At 44.1% G+C, this 20,841-nt stretch carries 19 protein-coding genes, 4 pseudogenes and 1 riboswitch; of the genes and pseudogenes, 4 read left to right on the forward strand and 19 right to left on the reverse strand.

Features of this window, described 5'->3' with window-relative positions; translation table 11 throughout:
- Positions 1–43 precede the first annotated feature (43 nt).
- The 4 genes and pseudogenes from DMB88_RS18820 to ytfJ form a co-directional block, all read right to left on the reverse strand.
- The gene (locus DMB88_RS18820; protein ID WP_128102580.1) at positions 44–577 is read right to left on the reverse strand and encodes a spore maturation protein; all 534 of its coding nucleotides are present in this window, start codon (positions 575–577) and stop codon (positions 44–46) included.
- Positions 578–583: 6 nt separating this feature from the next.
- Positions 584–1,209: pseudogene (locus DMB88_RS18825) on the reverse strand (nucleoside recognition domain-containing protein).
- Positions 1,202–2,410: a D-alanyl-D-alanine carboxypeptidase family protein gene (locus DMB88_RS18830; protein WP_128102581.1), complete on the reverse strand. Its 1,209-nt coding sequence runs from the start codon at positions 2,408–2,410 to the stop codon at positions 1,202–1,204. Before DMB88_RS18830 ends, DMB88_RS18825 begins: the two are co-directional and overlap by 8 nt.
- A 136-nt stretch (positions 2,411–2,546) precedes the next feature.
- Positions 2,547–3,029: a GerW family sporulation protein gene (gene ytfJ / locus DMB88_RS18835; RefSeq protein ID WP_128102582.1), complete on the reverse strand. Its 483-nt coding sequence runs from the start codon at positions 3,027–3,029 to the stop codon at positions 2,547–2,549.
- A gap of 206 nt (positions 3,030–3,235) precedes the next feature.
- Between ytfJ and DMB88_RS18840 the strand changes: the two genes are divergently transcribed.
- Together DMB88_RS18840 and DMB88_RS18845 are read left to right on the forward strand one after the other, a co-directional pair.
- The gene (locus tag DMB88_RS18840) at positions 3,236–3,871 is read left to right on the forward strand and encodes a TetR/AcrR family transcriptional regulator (RefSeq protein ID WP_128102583.1); all 636 of its coding nucleotides are present in this window, start codon (positions 3,236–3,238) and stop codon (positions 3,869–3,871) included.
- Positions 3,868–4,656: a VOC family protein gene (locus DMB88_RS18845; RefSeq protein ID WP_128102584.1), complete on the forward strand. Its 789-nt coding sequence runs from the start codon at positions 3,868–3,870 to the stop codon at positions 4,654–4,656. The genes DMB88_RS18840 and DMB88_RS18845 overlap by 4 nt, the downstream gene beginning before the upstream one ends.
- A 28-nt stretch (positions 4,657–4,684) precedes the next feature.
- On the opposite strand, the gene DMB88_RS18850 is transcribed toward DMB88_RS18845, so the two are convergent.
- From DMB88_RS18850 to DMB88_RS18905, 12 genes and pseudogenes are all read right to left on the reverse strand, one after another.
- Positions 4,685–5,416 carry a DUF2953 domain-containing protein gene (locus DMB88_RS18850; RefSeq protein ID WP_164848735.1) on the reverse strand — a complete coding sequence of 244 codons (732 nt, stop codon included), beginning with the start codon at positions 5,414–5,416 and terminating at the stop codon, positions 4,685–4,687.
- Between the two features lie 209 nt (positions 5,417–5,625).
- Positions 5,626–6,309, reverse strand: coding sequence for an SMC-Scp complex subunit ScpB (scpB, locus tag DMB88_RS18855; RefSeq protein WP_128102586.1), 684 nt, complete (start codon positions 6,307–6,309; stop codon positions 5,626–5,628).
- The gene (locus tag DMB88_RS18860; protein WP_128102587.1) at positions 6,278–7,078 is read right to left on the reverse strand and encodes a segregation and condensation protein A; all 801 of its coding nucleotides are present in this window, start codon (positions 7,076–7,078) and stop codon (positions 6,278–6,280) included. The genes scpB and DMB88_RS18860 overlap by 32 nt, the downstream gene beginning before the upstream one ends.
- A gap of 102 nt (positions 7,079–7,180) precedes the next feature.
- Entirely contained in the window at positions 7,181–7,648 is a 468-nt protein-coding gene (gene ribE, locus DMB88_RS18865) for a 6,7-dimethyl-8-ribityllumazine synthase (RefSeq protein WP_056696627.1), read from the reverse strand.
- A gap of 90 nt (positions 7,649–7,738) precedes the next feature.
- A pseudogene (locus DMB88_RS18870) lies at positions 7,739–8,970 on the reverse strand (bifunctional 3,4-dihydroxy-2-butanone-4-phosphate synthase/GTP cyclohydrolase II).
- Between the two features lie 68 nt (positions 8,971–9,038).
- A complete protein-coding gene (gene ribE, locus DMB88_RS18875) occupies positions 9,039–9,707 on the reverse strand; it encodes a riboflavin synthase (protein ID WP_128102588.1) in 669 nt (222 codons plus the stop codon).
- Between the two features lie 54 nt (positions 9,708–9,761).
- A complete protein-coding gene (gene ribD / locus DMB88_RS18880) occupies positions 9,762–10,865 on the reverse strand; it encodes a bifunctional diaminohydroxyphosphoribosylaminopyrimidine deaminase/5-amino-6-(5-phosphoribosylamino)uracil reductase RibD (protein ID WP_164848736.1) in 1,104 nt (367 codons plus the stop codon).
- Positions 10,866–11,274: 409 nt separating this feature from the next.
- A riboswitch (FMN riboswitch) is annotated at positions 11,275–11,436 on the reverse strand.
- A 169-nt stretch (positions 11,437–11,605) separates the two neighbouring features.
- A complete protein-coding gene (locus DMB88_RS18885) occupies positions 11,606–12,037 on the reverse strand; it encodes a peptidylprolyl isomerase (protein ID WP_056696621.1) in 432 nt (143 codons plus the stop codon).
- A gap of 308 nt (positions 12,038–12,345) precedes the next feature.
- Positions 12,346–13,676 (reverse strand): annotated as a pseudogene (lysA, locus tag DMB88_RS18890) (diaminopimelate decarboxylase).
- A 101-nt stretch (positions 13,677–13,777) separates the two neighbouring features.
- A complete protein-coding gene (locus DMB88_RS18895) occupies positions 13,778–15,445 on the reverse strand; it encodes a spore germination protein (RefSeq protein WP_128102589.1) in 1,668 nt (555 codons plus the stop codon).
- A gap of 26 nt (positions 15,446–15,471) precedes the next feature.
- Positions 15,472–15,894, reverse strand: coding sequence for a stage V sporulation protein AB (locus DMB88_RS18900; protein ID WP_128102590.1), 423 nt, complete (start codon positions 15,892–15,894; stop codon positions 15,472–15,474).
- Positions 15,881–16,536: pseudogene (locus DMB88_RS18905) on the reverse strand (stage V sporulation protein AA). The gene DMB88_RS18900 and the pseudogene DMB88_RS18905 overlap by 14 nt, the downstream one beginning before the upstream one ends.
- Before the next feature lie 104 nt (positions 16,537–16,640).
- Between DMB88_RS18905 and DMB88_RS18910 the strand changes: the two are divergent.
- Positions 16,641–16,886 carry a hypothetical protein gene (locus DMB88_RS18910; protein ID WP_128102591.1) on the forward strand — a complete coding sequence of 82 codons (246 nt, stop codon included), beginning with the start codon at positions 16,641–16,643 and terminating at the stop codon, positions 16,884–16,886.
- 191 nt (positions 16,887–17,077) lie between these two features.
- Here the strand turns inward: DMB88_RS18910 and DMB88_RS18915 are convergent, their stop codons facing one another.
- A complete protein-coding gene (locus DMB88_RS18915) occupies positions 17,078–17,992 on the reverse strand; it encodes an AraC family transcriptional regulator (protein ID WP_128102592.1) in 915 nt (304 codons plus the stop codon).
- Between the two features lie 115 nt (positions 17,993–18,107).
- Here DMB88_RS18915 and DMB88_RS18920 point away from each other — a divergent pair, with 115 nt between their 5' ends.
- Positions 18,108–19,055, forward strand: coding sequence for an EamA family transporter (locus tag DMB88_RS18920; RefSeq protein ID WP_128102593.1), 948 nt, complete (start codon positions 18,108–18,110; stop codon positions 19,053–19,055).
- A gap of 196 nt (positions 19,056–19,251) precedes the next feature.
- On the opposite strand, the gene DMB88_RS18925 is transcribed toward DMB88_RS18920, so the two are convergent.
- Positions 19,252–19,791: a hypothetical protein gene (locus tag DMB88_RS18925; protein ID WP_128102594.1), complete on the reverse strand. Its 540-nt coding sequence runs from the start codon at positions 19,789–19,791 to the stop codon at positions 19,252–19,254.
- Positions 19,792–20,076: 285 nt separating this feature from the next.
- Entirely contained in the window at positions 20,077–20,832 is a 756-nt protein-coding gene (sigF, locus tag DMB88_RS18930) for an RNA polymerase sporulation sigma factor SigF (protein WP_128102595.1), read from the reverse strand.
- Between the last annotated feature and the right edge of the window lie 9 nt (positions 20,833–20,841).

The raw sequence follows: 20,841 nt of genomic DNA on the forward strand, positions 1-20,841 counted from the left end.
GCCACTTGGTTAACTATATTTATAGAAGACATTGAAATGAAACTTATCCAAAAACGATCAAGCAGATAACAAGTGCTGCGATGAAGCCCACCACATCTGAAAACAGACCGACTTTGAGCGCATAACGACCGTTCCGGATGCCTACTGCACCAAAATATACGGTCAGTACATAAAGCGTTGTATCCGTGCTTCCTTGGATTGTAGAGGCCATACGCCCGATCATCGAGTCGGGGCCGTAGGTTTTGATTAGATCGGTTGTAAAGGCTAGAGAGCCTGTCCCTGTCAGAGGACGGAGAATCCCCAGTGGCAGGACTTCTCCTGGTACACCCATCCAGGATACGAGTGGTGCGAACAGACTAATCACAAAATCCAGTGCACCAGACGCACGAAATACACTTATCGCAACCATCATTCCCACGAGATGAGGAATAATGCTAATCGCAGTGGAGAACCCCTCTTTTGCCCCATCAACGAAGGATTCATAGACCGGAACCTTCTTGGTAAACGCATATAATGGAACAAACGCGATAATAACCGGAATGGCCCAGACAGAGATCCAGTTGACGAAGGTTAGCAAGGTTTCTCATCCTTTCATGCCAGGAGTGCCGTTTTTCACGATACGTGGCGGTTTGTTCAGCGTTCTATTTCTGTACCAGCGATCTGCCATAATGGCTGCCAGTGTGGCTATAATTGTCGCAATTAGCGTTGTTCCCACAATCTCTGTTGCATTGGCGGATTGATAATTCAACCGAATCGCGATAAGCGTCGTAGGAATCAACGTAATACTTGCCGTATTTAACGCGAGTAATGTACACATTGCTGGGGATGCCGTCTGTTTATCGGGGTTGAGTTCCTGTAGCTGTTGCATTGCCTTAATCCCCATTGGTGTAGCAGCATTCCCTAGACCCAACAGGTTCGCACTCATATTGGATAAGATGTAGCCCATGGCTGGATGATTGCGAGGCACGTCAGGAAATAAAAAAGCTACAACTGGACCAAGAAGCTTAGCAATTTTGCTAAGCAGTCCAGCATCCTCACCTATTTTCATCATGCCCATCCAAAATACAAGCACACTGATTAGACCAAAACATACCGTAACTCCTGTAGCCGCCCATCAAAGGCCGCTTGTGTGACCACTTCAATTTTTCCGTTCACTGCTGCAAAAACAAATCCAATTACAATCATTAGTAGCCAAATTAGATTAATCAACCAGGAAACCTCCTTTAAGGGACAACAAGTGACTTATCACGGCACGCCATGCGGCTGCCCAAGTTGTAATTTCACCTATCCCAGCAAATGCAGCTTCTTGCATTTCAGGTTGGGGAGGAATATAACTTCCTTTGTGATAAACAGGAATGGTGCCAATCAACTTTCCATCCAGTTGCATCTCAATGCGACCAGCTAGCCCAAATGAATGATCATTCGATACACTATTATTTTGCGAATCATTTTGGCTACGATTAGCTGTTAGAATCAGCTTCTTGCTGATCGAGGCTACCTCGCTCTCAGCCAGTGGATATTGGAATCCACGTCCTGTAACGACGGAGGTATTCGCCACAGGCTGTTCTTTTTTGGCGATCTCCCTCAAGGGAAAGTTCTCAAATCCGAAATCCAGCATACGTGCATGATCGTTCCAATCGTCTCCATCGTTTAGCGTTACAGCCGCTAGCTGTTGCCCGTCTCTCGTTGCAGAGCTTACCAGGCACCTAAAGGCTTTTTTTGTATAACCGGTCTTAACCCCGTCAGCGCCTTCATACAATCGCAGCATTTTATTTTTGTTGTGCCATGAGTATTCCCAGCTTTCATTTGGATTCGGTGCCGATTTGTCCTCTGTTGCGACGATTCGCTTGAACACAGGATTATGGAGCGCATAAGCCGTTAAACGTGCCAGATCATTCGCCGTTGAATAATGTCCCTCGGCATCCAAGCCATGAGGATTCATGAAGTGTGAACGCGTTAACCCGATCTCCTCTGCCTTCTTATTCATCAGAAGCACAAAGCCTTCCTCTGAGCCACCTACATGCTCGGCAATAGCCGAGGCTGCATCATTACCAGAACGTAACATGAGTCCATACAACATGTTCTCCAGGGTCATCTCTTCACCAAGTTTGAGATACAGCGATGATCCTTCCTTCGCAAACGATGAAGCTGTCACCTTCACCTTATCTTGTAGATTCCCATGTTCAATAGCAACGATCGCTGTCATGATCTTGGTCAAACTGGCAATACGCAACTCTTGATCCCCATCTTTGCTGTACAAAATCCGCCCAGACGTCACATCAATTAATGCTGCACTCTGAGCATGAGTCGATGGGCTTGGAATCGTTCCAGATGCATCGGCAATACCAACTGAAGACAACAGGAATAACGGAATCAGGACACTCGCAATGACTTTCGTTAACATTTTCATTCAACCATTCCTCCGGGTCACTTGGAATCTTGTACTACTTTATGTCTGGACAACCTGAAGTATGTCCCAGTGTTGCAAAACAACAAAAAAATCCCTCTCGCTTGAGTAGCGGAAGGGATCTATTACATCCTTCATTTTAGCTGTAAGTAGATGGATCAGGATTGTGATTCGGAGTTTGGTCTTGGACTGTACTCGTCGCCGGGTTACGACGAAACATCTCTTGAATTCGATCCATAACGTATGGCGTTGAATCGATTAATTTCTCAAACAGATGCGTCGAATTATCAAGTGGTACAATATGAACCCCCTGTTTCCCTACCACCAGGAAAGCGATCGGACGAATGGACACACCACCCCCGCTACCTCCACCGAATGGAGAGGAGACTTTGGCTGAGCTAGCGTGTTCCGCAGTAGTTCCTGAATTCTCTTTATGTTTATCCACATTCACGTTAAAATCACTACCGCCTGCCGCAAAACCGAATCCAACCCGGCTTATTGGTAAAATTACGGTGCCATCAGGTGTTTCAACTGCGTCACCAACAATGGTATTCACATCAACCATACCTTTGATATTTTCCATTGCGGTTTCCATTAGACCTTGTATTGGATGATCTGACATGTAAGTTCCCTCCAGTTTCAATTTAACTAGTTTAATCTAAACCATATCATCCCCAAACTTGAAGGGACTTATGTAAAGCAGCCATTTAATATACCGTAATCCATCCCAGACCACTTGCTTGGCAAAATATAGATTGTACGATAAAATAACAGTGTTATTTTATTAATTTTAAGGAGGTGCCTCCCATCGCAACGACCAAAGCTGAAATGACGGAACAGAAGCTGCTGTCCTGCGCCAAATCTGAATTTTTGGAAAAAGGATTCCTCGGTGCCAGCATGCGCTCTATAGCACAAAAAGCAAGCATGACTACTGGCGCCATTTACCGATATTTCCCTGACAAAAATGCATTGTTTGAAGCTGTGGTTAAGCCAACTGCGGATGAAATTAGCGCTTATTTTGAAGAGATATCCAGTTACCAATTACAACTGCTGGAATACAACGAAACAGTTTTGGAGTATGAGTCTATGCAAAAAGGTATGCTGCAGATTGTTGATTTTATATACGATCGATTCGACATATTTGACCTATTAATAAACGGTTCCAATGGCTCAAACAAAGAGCATTATATCGACTCTTTAATGGAACTTGACCTCTCGTCTACCCAAGCCTACATCCATAAACTATCACAATTAAACATTCTGCAACATAGTCCACCAGCTCATCTACTCTCCATTCTTGTTAAACAAAGTTACCGACAAGTACTGGAAATCGTTGTATCCAGAATGAATCGTGAAGAAGCATTTGAATACATGCAGCTCCTTATCCCTTTTTTGTATGCAGGCTGGACTAGTTTATTGGAAACACAAAATAATTCAAACAAAGCAAAGGAGGAGAAACAATGAATCGTTTCGCAATTGGACATGTTTTAATACAAACCCGACGGTTGGAACAAGCTGTGGAAAATTTTCGTGCACTCGGTTTCACCGTAACTTACCGAACAGACCCCGCCAAGGCACATAATGCGCTCATCTATTTGCAGGATGGCTCGTTTCTTGAATTGTTTAACCCCAAGCCCATCAACCTCCCTGATTCGCTTCTCACAACCGTATTTCAGCTTCTGCGGCCATTTCATCCAGCAATGGTCAATCGTTTCCTCTATTACCTGAACAGCCCGGAGGGCTTAAATGATTATGCGCTCGATAGCATCAATCCTGCACAAGCTATGATAAACATCAACTACATCAAGCAGCAAGGTGCGAAACTGGGCAAAACCATAAACATGAGTAAAACATTAGCTACTGGACAAAAGCAGACTTGGTGGACGGCAGTTCCACGAGAACCGCGTCTTCCATTTTTCATGAGTGATTATGAGCCAGCAGTGACCTGCACAACAGAAGAAGTCACTCATCGTAATGGTGCACTTGGTATACATAAACTAGTAATCGATGTACCTGATCTAGAGGCTTGGATGTCTAAATACACCCCTTTCATCGGAGAAGCAATGAGCGTTAAAACCGAAGAAACATGTACAATCACGATAGGTAAAAATCACATCATTCTATTACGACAAGCCAATCAGTATGGTATATCTGAAATTCACTTACTAACATCACACCAAATGGAGAATCCAATCCAACTTGCACCTAATCATGCTCTTGGTTCAGCCATCTTCATGACATCTATATAGTAATTACATTTGGACAATACAACCGTGGCTAAACGTGGGATTTACTGTGTTGTCCCTTGAGCTTATGCTTTCGTCTGTCCCGTTGCTGCTGTAACAGTCGGAACCACATGCGCCATCCACCTTCAACTTGAAGCACACGGGTAAGCAGCGTAATCCCAGCAACACAAAGTGCTGTCATCCGAATCTTTATTCTGCCATCAAGCTCTGTTCTGAATTCCATTTCGTCTGACCACACCGGCATAACCTGAAGTACGGGTGTTTGATCAAAACGAATCTGATATGTGAGATAACCAATGATAATGGACTTGATACTCCAGACCCAACCGATCAGTACCGCTGTGTATGGTGCATCGCCAATCCCGATATGGGTAGTCCAGGAGAGCCCAGTCATATGTACATGTGTGAGTGTTTGCTTGAGCCAAAGCTTTAGCGCATCGGTCGCCCGCAACATTACCTTTACATCTTTCGCCCATTTCTTAACTTTACGTTTGTTAACCCGTTCACTTCCCTGAGTTTCCCCTCTGGAATGGTTCATGGATTGCTCCGTCTTGACCAGAAAACCTTCCTTCATATTGCGAAAAACAATGCTAGGGATCTCATAGTTCATTCGCACAATCCCATAGAGAAGTCGGACATTAATATTGGCGTAATCATCATTTTTATGTTTACGGAATGTAAAATGTACATGAACATTTGAGATGAGGACTGCGACAATCAGCAATACGAACAACAAACCGATTCCTCCAAGCCAAATCCACACAGGCCTTACCTCCAAGGCTACAATTCTTTTCCTGTTTAGTATGACACTATATATTGGAAAAAATTCATAGCTCATAGAAAAACCGCTGAACGTAAACAGTCCAAGCTTTATCCTCTTCCGCGACAAGAAAACACGAATAGACCGAAACCTTTATGTACAAAGGAATCGGTCTACATATTCGAGTAAGACGTTAACATCGGTTCAATCATTTACTTATTTTCGTAATCTCCGTCATCCAAGTCCTCTGCAATGTCTAATTCATTATTATCGATTACCTCATCAAATGAATCCGTCTGATCATTCATATCCAAGTTTACTTGCTGACCATCCAGCTTATCGAACAAGAGCTGCGTCTCTTCCTCCAGGTTCTCCGTATCCTCGAATAAGCCCGGCTCAGGAAGATCCTTAATTGTAGCAAGTCCGAAATAATCCAAGAATGACTTGGTTGTCCCATACAGGATGGGACGTCCAATAGCCTCTGCTCGTCCCACTTCATGAATCAAATCCTTGTTCACTAACGTATGAATGGCACGTTCAGACTTCACGCCGCGAATCTCTTCAATCTCCACCCGAGTAATCGGCTGACGATATGCCACGATCGCAAGCGTCTCCAGGGCTGCCTGAGATAACGAAGTACGCGCTGGAGAATAGGCAAGCTTCTCAAAATAAGAGGCATGTTCCGGCAATGTACCGAGCTGCACTACACCTGCCAGTTTGAGAATCTGAACCCCTCTTCCCTGATTTGCAAAATCAGCGACCATTTCCTCCACCGCATCAGACACCCGTTCCGGTTGTTGATCTACAATTTCGGCAATTTGTTTGATACTCAGACCTTCTTCTCCGGACAAAAACAGCAGGCCTTCAATAATCGACTTCAATTTCGGAAAATCCATGATTCCTTGCTTCCCCTCTCCACTCCATAACAATATCCTCAAACATCCGTTCCTGATAACAGACGATCTGCTTCATCTTCATAAGCTCCAAGATCGCAAGAAAGGTAACGACGATTTCATGCCGATAGATCTGATCATCTAACAGCTTCGAAAACAACAACTTACCTCCTGGCCCTACACGCTCCAGAGCACCCACAACATCACGAATACGATCCTTAACCGATATTTCATCGCGTTGAATACGAGCAACAGTCGTTCTCTTCTCAGCCTTACGTAACGCCTTCTGAAAAGCAGCGATGAGATCCGAGGTATGAAGACCCTGTACCGGATTCGATTGTGTCTCCACAGGCATATAAGGTCTAAGATCTTCAGGCTCCTTGGAGAAAATGAGGCTGCGCTCCCACTCTCGCTCATGCAAATGTCGTGCAATTCCTTTGTACTTGCGATATTCAATCAGACGTGCAATCAGTTCAGCACGTGGATCATAATCTTCATCTTCGATATAATCATAATCCTCAAAATCCTCAATTACCGGTGGCTTGGGCAGTAATAGCTTGCTTTTGATTGACAAAAGTGTTGCAGCCATTACGAGAAATTCACTTGTAATATCAAGCTCCAATTCTTGCATCGAATGCAGATACGCCATATATTGATCGGTAATATCGCTGATGGGAATATCCTGGATTTGAATCTCTGCCTTGTCGATCAAGTGAAGCAGCAGATCCAAAGGCCCTTCAAAAGTCTCCAGTTTGTATGTAACTACCGTCACTAGACGAATCCTCCCGCCAGAAAAATACAAAACCCTGCTAAGCCGCCGAATTCGGTCTCCCGTTTTCGTCTGCGCAGAGCAGGGCACTACATTAAATAAGCACTATTTTAGCTGTTTCGTCAAGTTCGCCATTTCAATTGCTGCCGTAGCCGCATCCCAACCTTTGTTGCCCGCCTTCGTTCCAGCGCGTTCAATAGCTTGCTCAATGTTCTCTGTAGTAACGAGACCAAAGATCGTTGGCACGCCTGTTTTGAGGTTAATTGCTGCAACACCTTTTGCCATTTCATTACATACATAATCGTAATGAGTTGTTGATCCACGAATGACTGTTCCTAAAGTGATAACCGCATCATACTTGCCACTCTCGGCCATTTTTTGTGCAATAAGCGGGATTTCAAAGGCTCCTGGAACCCACGCCACATCTACTTCATTGTCTTGCACGCCATGGCGTTTGAAAGCATCAAGTGCACCGCTAAGCAATTTACTCGTAATAAATTCGTTGAAACGTCCTACCACTACTCCATATTTTAATCCTTCTGACACTAAATGTCCTTCAAAAAAGTTTGGCATTATTAGTCAACTCCTATAATTAGTATGAGATATAACCGAGATAACTTATTAATTTTTTCTTCCACAAATTACATATGAATCGAAGTTCAATTATTTTTCATTTTGCTCGATATCGTCAAACTTCAGCATGTGTCCCAGCTTCGCTTGTTTCGTATGCAGGTACAGCGTATTATCCTCATTTTCTTGCATCTGAATCGGTACCCGTTCAACCACTTCTAGGCCGTATCCTTCTAAGCCTTTGATCTTGCGTGGATTATTGGTCAACAATCGAATCTGGCGAACCCCAAGGTCTTTGAGGATCTGAGCTCCTATTCCATAATCACGAAGATCCGCAGCGAACCCAAGCTTCAGGTTGGCATCGACTGTGTCTAACCCTTCTTCTTGCAACTTATAGGCTTTGAGCTTATTAATTAGTCCAATGCCTCGACCTTCCTGCCTCATATAGAGTAGAATGCCATTGCCCTCTTCATCAATCTGTCTGAGCGCCGCATCGAATTGAGGCCCACAGTCACAGCGATGAGAGTGGAATACATCCCCTGTAAGGCATTCGGAGTGTACGCGTACCAATACAGGCTTGGAACCGTCAATCTCCCCTTAACAAGGGCTACATGTTCCTTATTATCCACCGCATTGGTGTATGCAACTGCCTGGAATTCACCAAAATCCGTCGGCATCCGCACAGCCACCTCGCGCTGTACCAGCTGTTCCTTCTCATTCCGGTACCGAATCATGTCCTGAATGCTGATTAGCTTCAGATCATGTTTACGCGCGATTTCCTGTAGATCAGGCAATCTCGCCATCGTACCATCTTCCTTAATTACCTCACAGATCACGCCTGCAGGGTATGAACCACACATGATTGCCAGATCAACCGCAGCTTCCGTGTGTCCAGCACGACGCAGTACCCCGCCTTCTTTGGCGATGAGCGGGAACATGTGACCCGGTTTGCGGAAATCCGTACTTTTCGCATCAGGATCTATTAAGCCTTTCACCGTAACGGAACGTTCAAACGCAGAAATGCCGGTTGTTGTATCTTTGTGATCAACTGACACGGTGAATGCCGTTCCATGAAAGTCCGTGTTTTGCTGAACCATTGGTTTGAGGTTAAGTTCGTCCGCACGTTGTTGTGTAATCGGTACGCAGACCAGACCTCTACCCTCGGTGATCATGAAATTAATGACTTCAGGCGTAGCTTTATCTGCCAAAGCGATGAAATCACCTTCATTTTCCCGGTCTTCATCATCCACAACGATTACGGGTTTCCCTCGCATCAGATCATAGATGGCTTCCTCGATTGGATCGAGAATGGATTGCTCTGTCATACGTCTCCCTCCAATTCTTTTATCTGTCTTCTCCGTTCTCGTGTAAAAAGATTATTCATACCTATATTTTACGCAAAGCCGTGATTAGCTAGAAACTCTTCACTTAACCTTTTAGGTTTTGTTTCTGTCGAGCTGGAGTGACCCCTTCCATATTGAAGCAAATGATCTACATATTTACCCAAGATGTCACATTCAATATTGATGGTATCTCCAGTTTTCTTAAAATTCAGCACAGTCTCTCCGATTGTGTGAGGAATAATGGAGACCGTGAATGATCCAGAAGAGGTGTTCACAACGGTAAGACTAATGCCGTCCAAGGTAACAGAACCTTTTGGAATCAAGTATCTGAAGAGATCGTTATCATCCGGTTTAATTTCGAAAACAACCGCATTCTGATCACGTGTAATACTGCCGATTACACCCGTGCCATCCACATGCCCTTGCACAATATGTCCACCAAACCGGCCACCAGATAACATGGCTCGCTCTAGGTTCACTTTGCTTCCAGATTGCAGATGGTTCAAGTTTGTATGTCGATACGTTTCCGGCATTACGTCAGCGGTAAAACCATCGCCTTCGAGCGTTGTTGCCGTTAGACATACTCCATTTACTGAAACGCTATCGCCAATTTTCATATCATCCATGATGGCGGAAGCTCCGATGTTCAGCACCAATGCTTCGCCTTTTCGACCAATGCGTCGAATGTGACCGACTTCTTCTACTAAACCGGTAAACATGCTACCGCCTCCTTTTTGTACAACTTCTTAGCACTCACGCTTAATCGATCTCCCTTACTCTGGCCAGACCGGAATACCGCCAATGCTAATATTATCTCCAACTTGCTCGATTTCGAGTTGATTCAATTGAATCGCCTGACTCATACGCTCAACTCCTTCAAACCGGAAACTTCCCGGCGTATCATAACCACCCACGATTTTGGGAGCGATGAACATGAGCATACGATCCACGAGTCTAGCCTCTAGCATGGCGCCGTTCAACGTACCTCCACCTTCGAGCAAAATAGATCCAATCTCACGTTCACCCAGCTTGCTGAGAGCATTGAGCAGATCAACTCGTGGCCCTGGTCCACAGCGGATAACCTCTACACCATATGCCTCAAGACGCTCAGCCGCTTCCGGGCTCGCTTCGTCTGTTGTCAGTACCCAGGTTGGTGCAATGCCATCCTTGACCATTTTCGAGCCTACAGGCAGGCGTAGCTTGGAATCCACTACGATTCGCACCGGATGGATGCCCTCCACTTGCAATCGAGTCGTCAATTCAGGATTGTCCGCAATGACCGTCTCAACACCAACCATAATTCCTTGGTGACGATGACGAAGGGCATGCACAATCTCGCGAGCAGGCTCATTAGAAATCCATTTACTATCTCCACTGCGAGTAGCAATCTTGCCATCTAACGTTGAAGCCGTTTTGAGGGTCACAAACGGTAAACCTGTGGTGATGTACTTAATGAATTTTTCGTTAAGGCGTCTTCCACGTTCGCGTAATATGCCAACCTCAACTTCAATTCCTTGTTGTCGAAGCATGCTGATTCCTCTGCCCGATACTTGGGGATTAGGGTCTTCACAACACACCACTACGCGCTTAACCTTTTCATGGATCAGACGCTCGCTACATGGAGGTGTTTTGCCATAGTGGCTACAAGGCTCCAGAGTAACATATACCGTACTTCCTTCGGCATCACTGCCCGCCATGTTTAATGCGTGTACCTCGGCATGACCAGTACCACGTTTCAGATGTGATCCCAGCCCCACTACACGGCCTTCTTTAACCACAACACAACCTACAACGGGATTAATACCAGTCTGTCCCTGTGCCCGTTCTGCCATATCCAATGCGAGTCCCATATAAAATTCATCATTGATCATTTCCAAGTCCGTCACCCCACGGTCTAATCTATTTTGTTAATATCCTCTCCTACTGGAGAAAATGCTGTGCATCCTCATCATAAAATCTTTTCAAATTTCACTATGGAATATTTAAGAATTCTGTTATGAAAATAAAAAAATCCCCGTCGAACATTCCGTTCGATGGGGAGAAGAGAGACAAAGCGTCGTCGCAAGACAGCATTGATACATTGGTCATCTAGCGCACAGAATCACTACCTTGATTCGATCCAGGTAAGTGAAAACAAACACATACCCTAATGAAATTCATTCTAGGTAAAGCGCTTCTAAGACATAACCTATGTATGGAGCGAATGGGAATACCCGTTATCTCCATGTACAGCTGTATAACCCAACTGTACACCAATACATCTGCAAATGCAGCCAGAAGCTGCACTCTCTCCTTCTCCCATCCAGACTATACTGTCGGTTCTGGAATTGCACCAGATCAGCCATCTGCATCAGCAGACAGGTCACGGACTTTGCACATCCCCATAATTGATTACATGAACATGTGCATCACCGCCGGTAGGGAATCTCACCCTCCCCGAAGGATTGTTGCGTTATTAATTGGATGTTAGCACTTTAACGTCAAAAAATCAATTGTTTTTTGTTCCTTTTTGTCACATACTAACTTTTAATAAGCGAAGAATGCAAAAAAAACCTTTAGTGCTTCTTCAACAGAAGCACCAAAGGTTTCCTGAAAAACATTATTGATTTCGTACGACTTACGCTTCAACAACTTCAACAGTTTCCATTTTGTCGCTTCCTTCGAAAGCGTCAACGAATTCCATACCTTTGGTCACTTTACCAAATACAGTATGTTGTCCATCCAAATGTGGTTGTGGTTGATAGCAGATGTAGAACTGGCTTCCACCTGTGTTACGGCCAGCATGCGCCATAGCCAATGTTCCACGCTCATGTTTGTTCGGGTTAATTTCACAGTTGATTGTGTAGCCAGGACCACCAGTACCATTTCCTGTTGGGCAGCCACCTTGAGCTACGAAGCCAGGGATAACACGGTGGAAAGTCAAACCATTGTAGAAGCCGGAGTTTGCCAGTTTCTCAAAGTTCGCTACTGTGTTTGGAGCTTCTTGATCGAACAGGTCGATCAGAACTTCTCCGCCGTTTGCCATTTTGATTTTCGCTTGTTTCGCCATATGTAAATGACTCCTTTCGTATTGACCATCATTAGTGGTGCTAGAAGCATATGACCCTAGGCCAAGCTTAATAGCACTTTTCATAGTGTACACCGAAATGCGTTCAACCGCAAAATAATCAGCAACTTTTTTCGCACAATACGGCTAAATAAAGGTGATATCTGCCCTGCTCGCCCTTATCTACATGTTGCATTTTTGCTGATATAACATTAAAAAGAAGGCAAAAGAGCAACGCTCCTTTGCCTTCTTCCTAAATAAGTTACTGATTTACGAAGCTACTGTACTGCCGTCCACGCTATCTAATGAGATTAGCGAGTTACTGGCTGTTTAGCGATACGCTCAGGTACCAAGTCATTCTGAATGATGTCCTGATATGTCTCACGACGAACGACTACATCACCTTGACCGTCTTTGACAAATACAACCGCTGGACGACGAATCCGGTTGTAGTTACTCGCCATGGAATAGTTGTATGCCCTGTGCACGCTACGGCAAGCAAGTCACCGCTTTGTACTTTTGGCAATTCCAGATCCCAGATCAACATGTCGCCACTCTCGCAGCATTTACCCGCAACTGAAACGGTCTCTTGAACGGCTTCGTTAGCACGGTTTGCAAGCACCGCCTCATACTTGGACTCATAGAGCGCAGGACGTGGGTTATCCGTCATTCCACCATCTACAGCAACGTATTTACGTACGCCTGGGATGTCTTTGCTCGTACCTACTGTGTATAATGTGGTTCCAGCTTCACCAACGATACTGCGACCTGGCTCAACCCAGATCTCAGGTACATCATAACCGATTGTAGCAAAGTGATTTTTAACCGCATCTGTAATAGCCTTCACGTATTGTGAAACTTCAAGCGGTGTATCTCCATCGATATAACGGATTCCGAATCCTCCGCCAAGGTTAACCACTTTGAATGCAACATTCAGACGCTCATACACACTTGCCGCAAATTCAGCAACACGCTGAACAGCCATCTGGAATCCTTCAACCTCAAAGATTTGGGAACCAATGTGAGAGTGAACGCCGAGCAGAACCAGGTTCGGTTGTTTGGATGCCAGTTCGATTGCTTCGAACGCCGTTCCGTTACCGATATCGAAACCGAATTTCGAATCAGTCTGTCCTGTGGAGATATATTCATGTGTATGCGCCTCAACACCAGGCGTTACGCGCAGCAAGATGTTAACTTTGCGGTTTTTGTCCGCAGCCACAGCTTGTAGCAAGTGAAGTTCATTAAAGTTATCTACTACGAAGCAACCGATCTCTGCATCCAGTGCCATCTCGATTTCTTCAAGCGTTTTGTTGTTGCCGTGGAAGTGAATACGTTCAGCAGGGAATCCTGCTTGCAATGCTGTGAACAACTCACCATCAGATACAACGTCTAGGGAAAGTCCTTCTTCTGCAGCCAGAGCACACATTGCCATTACGCAGAATGCTTTACTTGCATATGCAACCTGGAAGCCCAGACCCGAAGCTCGGAATGCATCCATATATTCTCTGCAACGATCACGCACTAATTGCTCGTCCACCACATACAGCGGTGTGCCAAACTGTTCTTTCAAATCTGTTGCGTCTACTCCACCAATTTCTAGATGTCCTTGTGCATTTATTTTACTTGTACCATGTAAATACATAATCTGCATTCCTCACTTTATATACTGGAATTTAAGCTATTCCAATGATTTTACACCAGTATACCAAATTAGGCACTAAGAAGAATGGATTTTTCAGCAGATCATTTGTGTTTTTTACTTTTTCGTGATTCTCCGTCTGGATCATCAGGCATTTTGGTATTATCACGAGTTTTGTTGAACGATGGACGTTTTTTACTTTCAAGCAATGGCAGTCGGAATAAAAAGTTACCAAGTGCCTTTGCATTAAACGGTATAAACGGCCACAGATAAGATGAATTGTACGAACGATGGATCGTCAGTGCAATAACCAATAGGGTGGTACCCACCACGAACCCGGGTACTTTAAAGATAGCCACCGCAATCAGAAGGAACAGCCGTACCAAGCGGTTGGCTAGTCCAAGCTCATAACTCGGCGTTGCAAACATCCCTATTGCAGCAATGGCCATGTACAGCACGACCTCATTGACGAAATATCCTGTTTTGACAGCGATATCCCCAACGAGAATAGCCGCAATCAAGCCCATCGCTGAAGCAAGTGGTGTAGGCGTATGCACCGCTGCCATCCGTAAGAGATCGACCCCAAGTTCTATCAGCAGAAACTGAAGAATAAGCGGAAGTTTAACATTCTCCTGTGGACCGATAAAATCAAATCCCATCGGTTTGATGGCAGGATCAATAACCATGAGCAGCCACAAAGGAAGTACAAACAGAGAGATTAAAATACCTGCAAACCTTACCCACCGCAGGTAGGTTCCCATGAAGGCCGTTTGCCTATTTTCTTCTGCATGCTCGCATAGATCAAAAAAGGTCGTTGGCAAGATCATCACACTTGGCGAGGTATCTACAAAAATAACGACTCTGCCCTCAAGCAGATGAGATGCTGTAACATCCGGTCTTTCCGAGTATCGCACGAGTGGGAAGGGATTCCACCCTTTGTTGATGATCGCTTCCTCCAACTGCTTATCGGCAGCCGGGATACCATCGATATCGACCCTTTTTATTTTTTCCCGGACAGAATCCACTTGAACCTTGTCGACGATATCATCAATGTACACTACACATACATCCGTTTGAGTTCTGCGACCCACCTGCATTAGCTCGAACTTTAATCCAGGGTCGCGAATCCTCCGCCGAACTAAGGCCACATTGGTCAGAAGCGTCTCTGTAAATCCGTCTCTCGAACCCCTTACTACCCGCTCCAAGGAAGGTTCTTCCGGCGATCGAACCGGGTAACTCCGGGTATCCATAATGAGCACAGAGCGATCTCCTTCAACAAACATCGCACTCATACCCATAAGCACCTTTTTAATTACAGCGCTCATGCTATCTACTTTTTCCACCTGAATATGAGGAATGTAGCATTCAAAGTAAGATTTTAGCGCGTGCTCTGACACTTGATCCGGAGTGAGATAGGTTAATCTTTTTAACACTTCAAGTAAAATCTCGTCTTTGGCAAACCCGGTCAACAGCAGTATTCCAACATGTTTGCCTCCCAAAACCATTTCACGCAGATCCACGTCGAAGGACTCCCCGAGCCCCAAAATTTGTTTCATTGTATTTTTATTGTCACTCATGCGCGGAGAGATTTCATCATTATCCTGCCAGTATTGCACGGATTCTTCAACACTATCAGACATCTCATTTTGTTTTTTCTTCTGATACGCCTTCTCTTCTTCTTCCTTCTGAATCTCATACGGTGTCTTATTCATTAACTCTGCGGGAACACCTTCACCATGCTCCTGTTCACCGTGATCTGATCTCACGTCCATGTCCATCCTCCTTCAAGCATTACTCTCTAACGCTGGTATACAAAAAAATCAAATAACGAACCTGTCATCTTCCCCAGAATCATAGCCAGCAGCAATCCGAATAAATACGGCTTCATTCCTAGCCTTTTGGCAAGTACAGGCAATACGTTTAACACTTCTGTCAATGCGGCGGCAAGCAAACCGATAAACACACCGCAGAACAGTCCAATGATTGGACTTAGTAATAGCACTCCATGTATTTTCCAGTGCCAGAAATCCGCAACTGTGCCTACTAACGAACCTCCAATGAGTGCACCTTCATACCAATGTGTTTTGTCATACGATTGGGTCAATTGAGCCAGCCGTGGAATCATATCCAGTACCAAGATAAGTGCAATCACACCACTTCCTACTGCGATTCCCCCAGCAATGCCGAGTACAATGCTAATCGCTCCATTAAGAACGCTCATCTGCACTCATCTCCCCGTGTTCCTGGTCATGCATTCGCTCGGTTTCCTGAATAACGACATATTGGTCGACATTCTGCTGATATAAAAACATTTCCACTTCAAGAGGTGTCGGTTCTTCATTCCACTTCTTCTTGAATAAGTGATTGAAGAACACAGCCATACCGAATCCAATCCCGATGGAATACGCCACCTGAAATAAATAGGGATGCTCATCTCGGCGGCCTGTAATCATCTCTACAATTCGTATTTGAACCTCCTGCATACTCACGTCAGCATGAAAATTCATGATGGTTAATGCTGAGCCAAAAAAAGCAGCAGCCATACGAGAATAAACAACGATTTGGACGGTTTGCCATTCCCCTCGACGACCTCAACCAGCGTATGTCCAGAGCCGATTAACTCGACACTGACATCTGGCAGTACACCTCGGATCTGGGGAATAATCTGCAGAATATCAATGAGAATCAGATTGCCGTCTTCCGGTCCAGGGCGCAGCAGTTCAAGTTCAATCAGCCTTCGCTCCTGTTCTTCTGAAGAGGTCAGTACATGGGCGATATCCCGAAGTCTGACTTCTTTTCCACGCTGGATGCGGACACGACTGCGCAAACGAATGTAGACCATTGGAGTGGGTGTCAGGGACATCCGAAACACTCCTTTACTGCGTAATTTAGGTTAGTATTTGAAGAATGTGCAAATTTATTACATGGGGGTTGGAAAAAGATCAGGAGCTTGGCGGAGGCTGCGGGATGGATTGGTTGCCGGTCGCTGTTATCCCCGGATTTCTTGAACTCTCCTTTGCAAGGAGGAAATCCAGTGCTAAAGGCGAACGCTCCGCTCCTTTAACCAATTCCATCCCTCCGCTGCATCAGCTCCCATTTGTCCAAACAGCTGCAAGAAATTTGCTAGGTGTGGGTATTGGAAAGGATATTGAATGTGTTGCGCTGTTGCGCGAAGGCTGGAGCCTTGCTGATCACCCTTTTCAGGACGTTTGAAAGAATTTTATTGAGTAGGAGAGGGGAATCGGACTAAAAATAAAAAAGGTCACCCTATTGGCGACGAATTTTAGAATAATAATTATATTTTTTTGAGTGGTGTAAACAAAGGATGTGTCAGTATGAGCCGTAAAGCTGTGAAATGAAGAGCACTACCATGAAAATGAATTTGGGGCTTATGCCCATTATTCTTAGTTATTCACCTCTGCTCGGCTCTTTATCACCATCTCCCTCCTGAATTTCAAAGGGGTTGTTTTCATTATTTTGCCGAATTGATTAATGTAATAGCTTGTGCTGTTAAATCCAACCTGATATGCAATTTCGGTTATACTCATTTCGGGAAGCTGAAGTAATTCTAAACTCTTCCGGATACGATAATCCATCACATAATGAATCGGCGTGGTTCGTAACATCTGTTTGAAATAACGACAGGTCTCTGAACGACTCAATTGTCCTGCCTTTGCAATATCCTCTAGCTTGATCGGTTCAGCATAATGTAGATGAATCCATTCCAGCATACCTTTCATGCGCAGATTACGTGTCATCTCGTTCGGATCGTACTCCAGTAAACATCCGTTTGAAATAAACTGTTTCCAGATGGTGAGTAGTTGAGCAGAGATATCTAATTCATAGTGTAGAGGTTGATCTCGCAGGTTCTGCTTTATAACTTGAATGGCTTCAAGGATCTTGACTCCCCAGCTCTGATCCCCTCGTATCAACAAATAGGGTACATTGGTCGCCGTAACATAAGGGTGTACAAATTTCATATATAGCTCTGCCGGCAGAATAAATTGCGGACTAAGATTCAAGCATATATATTTGCACACATTCCTCTCCCCAATGTCCTCCGCCATGTGCATGGAGCCACTATTAATAAATATTCCATTGCCTTTGGGCACAACAATCTCCTCCTGATTTACTCGAAAGAGTGCCTCCCCCTGCATCACATAAACAAACTGTAGTTCATCATGCCAGTGAAGCGGTATATGACCATGTACATTATGAATAATTGTCGTTTCATAACAAGCGATTGGCAACGAAACGGTGCGATGCTCTGTCAGTTCTTTCAAATTTTGATCGATATGAAATTCGGTTTTGTCCACCATGCTCAACATACATCCTCAATATATTTATATTTTTCTATCTAATATTGATATTAATATATACTATTCCATCCTAATATAACACTATTCTTATATTTTAGGACGAAGGTGTTATTACATGAGCAAAAAATCGGTTGTACATTTGAATTCAAGAAAAAAAGGATTGTTTTTGGTTTTGACCGGAGCGATCTGTTGGGGAGTTGGCGGAACCGTATCACAAAAGCTGTTTCAGCATTATGGCATCGAGGTCAACTGGTTTGTTACTGTTCGATTGTTAATTGCAGGCCTTCTGCTTCTAACCGTTCAATATTTCAGACCTAAGCGCTCACAAATTCTAGACATATGGAGAAACAAAGCTACAGCCTTCCAATTAATTATTTTTGGTCTGTTCGGAATGCTCGCTGTACAGTATACGTACATGGCCTCCATTCAACATGGTAATTCTGCTGTTGCTACTCTTTTGCAATATCTCTCCCCGGTTATGATCATGCTCTACCTGATCTGGCGTAAACAGGCGGTACTGGGCTCCAAAGATCTGATATCCATTAGTTTGGCTCTTGGCGGCTGTTATCTTCTGTTAACTAATGGTTCCATTTCCCAGTTGTCCGTACCCTTCATTGCTATCATTTGGGGACTTTTATCGGGTGTTTCCGCTGCCTTTTATACGTTGTATGCTGCAAAATTAATTCGCCAGTTCGATTCACTGGTAATCGTCGGTTGGGCCATGATAATTGGCGGAACTGCCCTTAGTTTCATTCATCCACCTTGGAAATTCGAATTCACGAGCGTGCCCCTCGAAGCGTACGGGTATCTTATATTTACTATTGTTTTTGGAACCATGATCGCTTTTTGGTTCTATGTCGAAAGTTTGCAAAGTCTCTCAGCTAAAGAAACCAGCTTACTCGGAAGTGCAGAACCACTAGCTGCGGTTGCCACAACAGTAATTTGGCTGCAGGAACCCTTTGGACTATTTCAATGGTTAGGCACGGCATGTATTGTTACCCTTGTAATTTTGATGCAAATGTACAAAGAAAAGCAAGAAGCACCTCTCGACCACCCAGCATAAACTTCCATTATGCTAACTTTTGAAGGCTCGAAAAATCGCTGTCTAAAACCTTACTTTCTCACCATTCTATTAACTATTGAACAGAAGGATGGCGAACAGAAGTTACCTGCATTAATATCACCATTTCGGCTTTAAGTACAAAAAAACAAGCCGCTACAGATTTTGCGGCTTGTTCAATACAGTGCACTTACTCTTTTTATGGGTTGTCTAAATCCTTCGAAGCAGGCATATCAGGGTATAACGCTTGCATACGTTCAAGTACAGATTGTGCTGAAACTTCATCCGTAGCTGGTGCTACAACTTGAATGACATCAATTGTATCATTGCTTAACTTGACATCTCTCATAAGCAAGTTTATTTCCGAATAACCGTCTGTAAAGAACATTAATACGTTACCTTGTTCAAAAGTTTGACCATAAAAAAACGGAGAATAGTTTACTCCCTTTGCTTTTTCCTGAACTAACATGACCACTGAGTTATTCATTGTAAAATCTAAACTTTCAATCTCGATCTCACCCTCGAAGTGAGGTGCTTTAAGAAGTGGATTGTGTAAGGTTCCTCTAATATTAATAGTTGTTGAGGATTCTATAGATTCATCTGTAGTTAAAATGAAAGCTTCTTTACTCAGATTGATCTCTTTGGAAAATAGATTAGTAGACAATAAAATTGAAATTCCAGTCGTAATAGCAAGCAACGCTACTACAAAAAGCGAAATGATCATTTTCCTATTGAACATAAGTTTCTCCTTGTTGAATGTACTAAAAAAAATGAATATCTTCTATTTCTGATTGCAAAAAAACATTATCCGTAGCAAAAATCCATCACTTTTCATTTTTTCAATTTTACTACTAGTTCATATATTTTACATTTAATTATATTCTAAATAAAAATAGAATTGAAATAACTTTATCAACAACAAATAACCTTCTTCGCATTATAACGCGCGAAAGAAGGTTGTTAGTTGTCGTATATTGGTGACAAACCACGTTTCACATCATCATGTAGCTCATCCAAACACCAATCATTGTGCGATCTGATCGCGGATGGATTGCAGGATCTTTTTCTCCAGCCGGGATACCTGAACTTGAGATATCCCAAGTCTGCTGGCAACCTCAGACTGTGTCTGATCCCGGTAATACCGAAGGTATACGATTAGCCGTTCTCGTTCACTCAGACCACCGATAGCTTCGTTCAAAGCCAGCTTGTCAAACCAACGTTCCTGTGTTTCGTCAGCAATTTGATCCATTAGCGTAATCGGATCACCATCATTCTCGAACACCGTCTCATGGATCGACGTGGGCGGTTTGTTGGCTTCTTGAGCAAATACAACTTCCTCTGGGGTTACCCCCAGTTGTTCAGCCACTTCCTTAATCGTTGGCAGACGATCAAGATGTTTGGACAATTCATCTCTTTTTTTGCGAACTTTATTCGCCATCTCCTTAAGTGAGCGACTGACCTTAAGTGTGCCATCGTCCCGCAGGAAACGCTGAATTTCTCCGATAATCATCGGTACAGCGTAGGTCGAAAATTTCACATCATAGCTGAGATCGAATTTGTCCACCGACTTGAGTAGTCCGATACAGCCGATTTGGAACAGATCCTCTGGTTCATAACCTCTGTTCATAAAACGCTGTACGACAGACCAGACAAGTCTGATGTTGCAGTTTACCAGCGTATCTCGTGCATCATGGTCACCCGATTGACTGAGCGCAATCAATCGTTTGACCTCGGCATCATCCAAATAGGTCTGTGAAGATGGTTTCACTTCAGCATCCATAAGACCAAC

Origin of the sequence: Paenibacillus sp. DCT19, assembly GCF_003268635.1 — a bacterium.
Taxonomy (GTDB): domain Bacteria; phylum Bacillota; class Bacilli; order Paenibacillales; family Paenibacillaceae; genus Paenibacillus.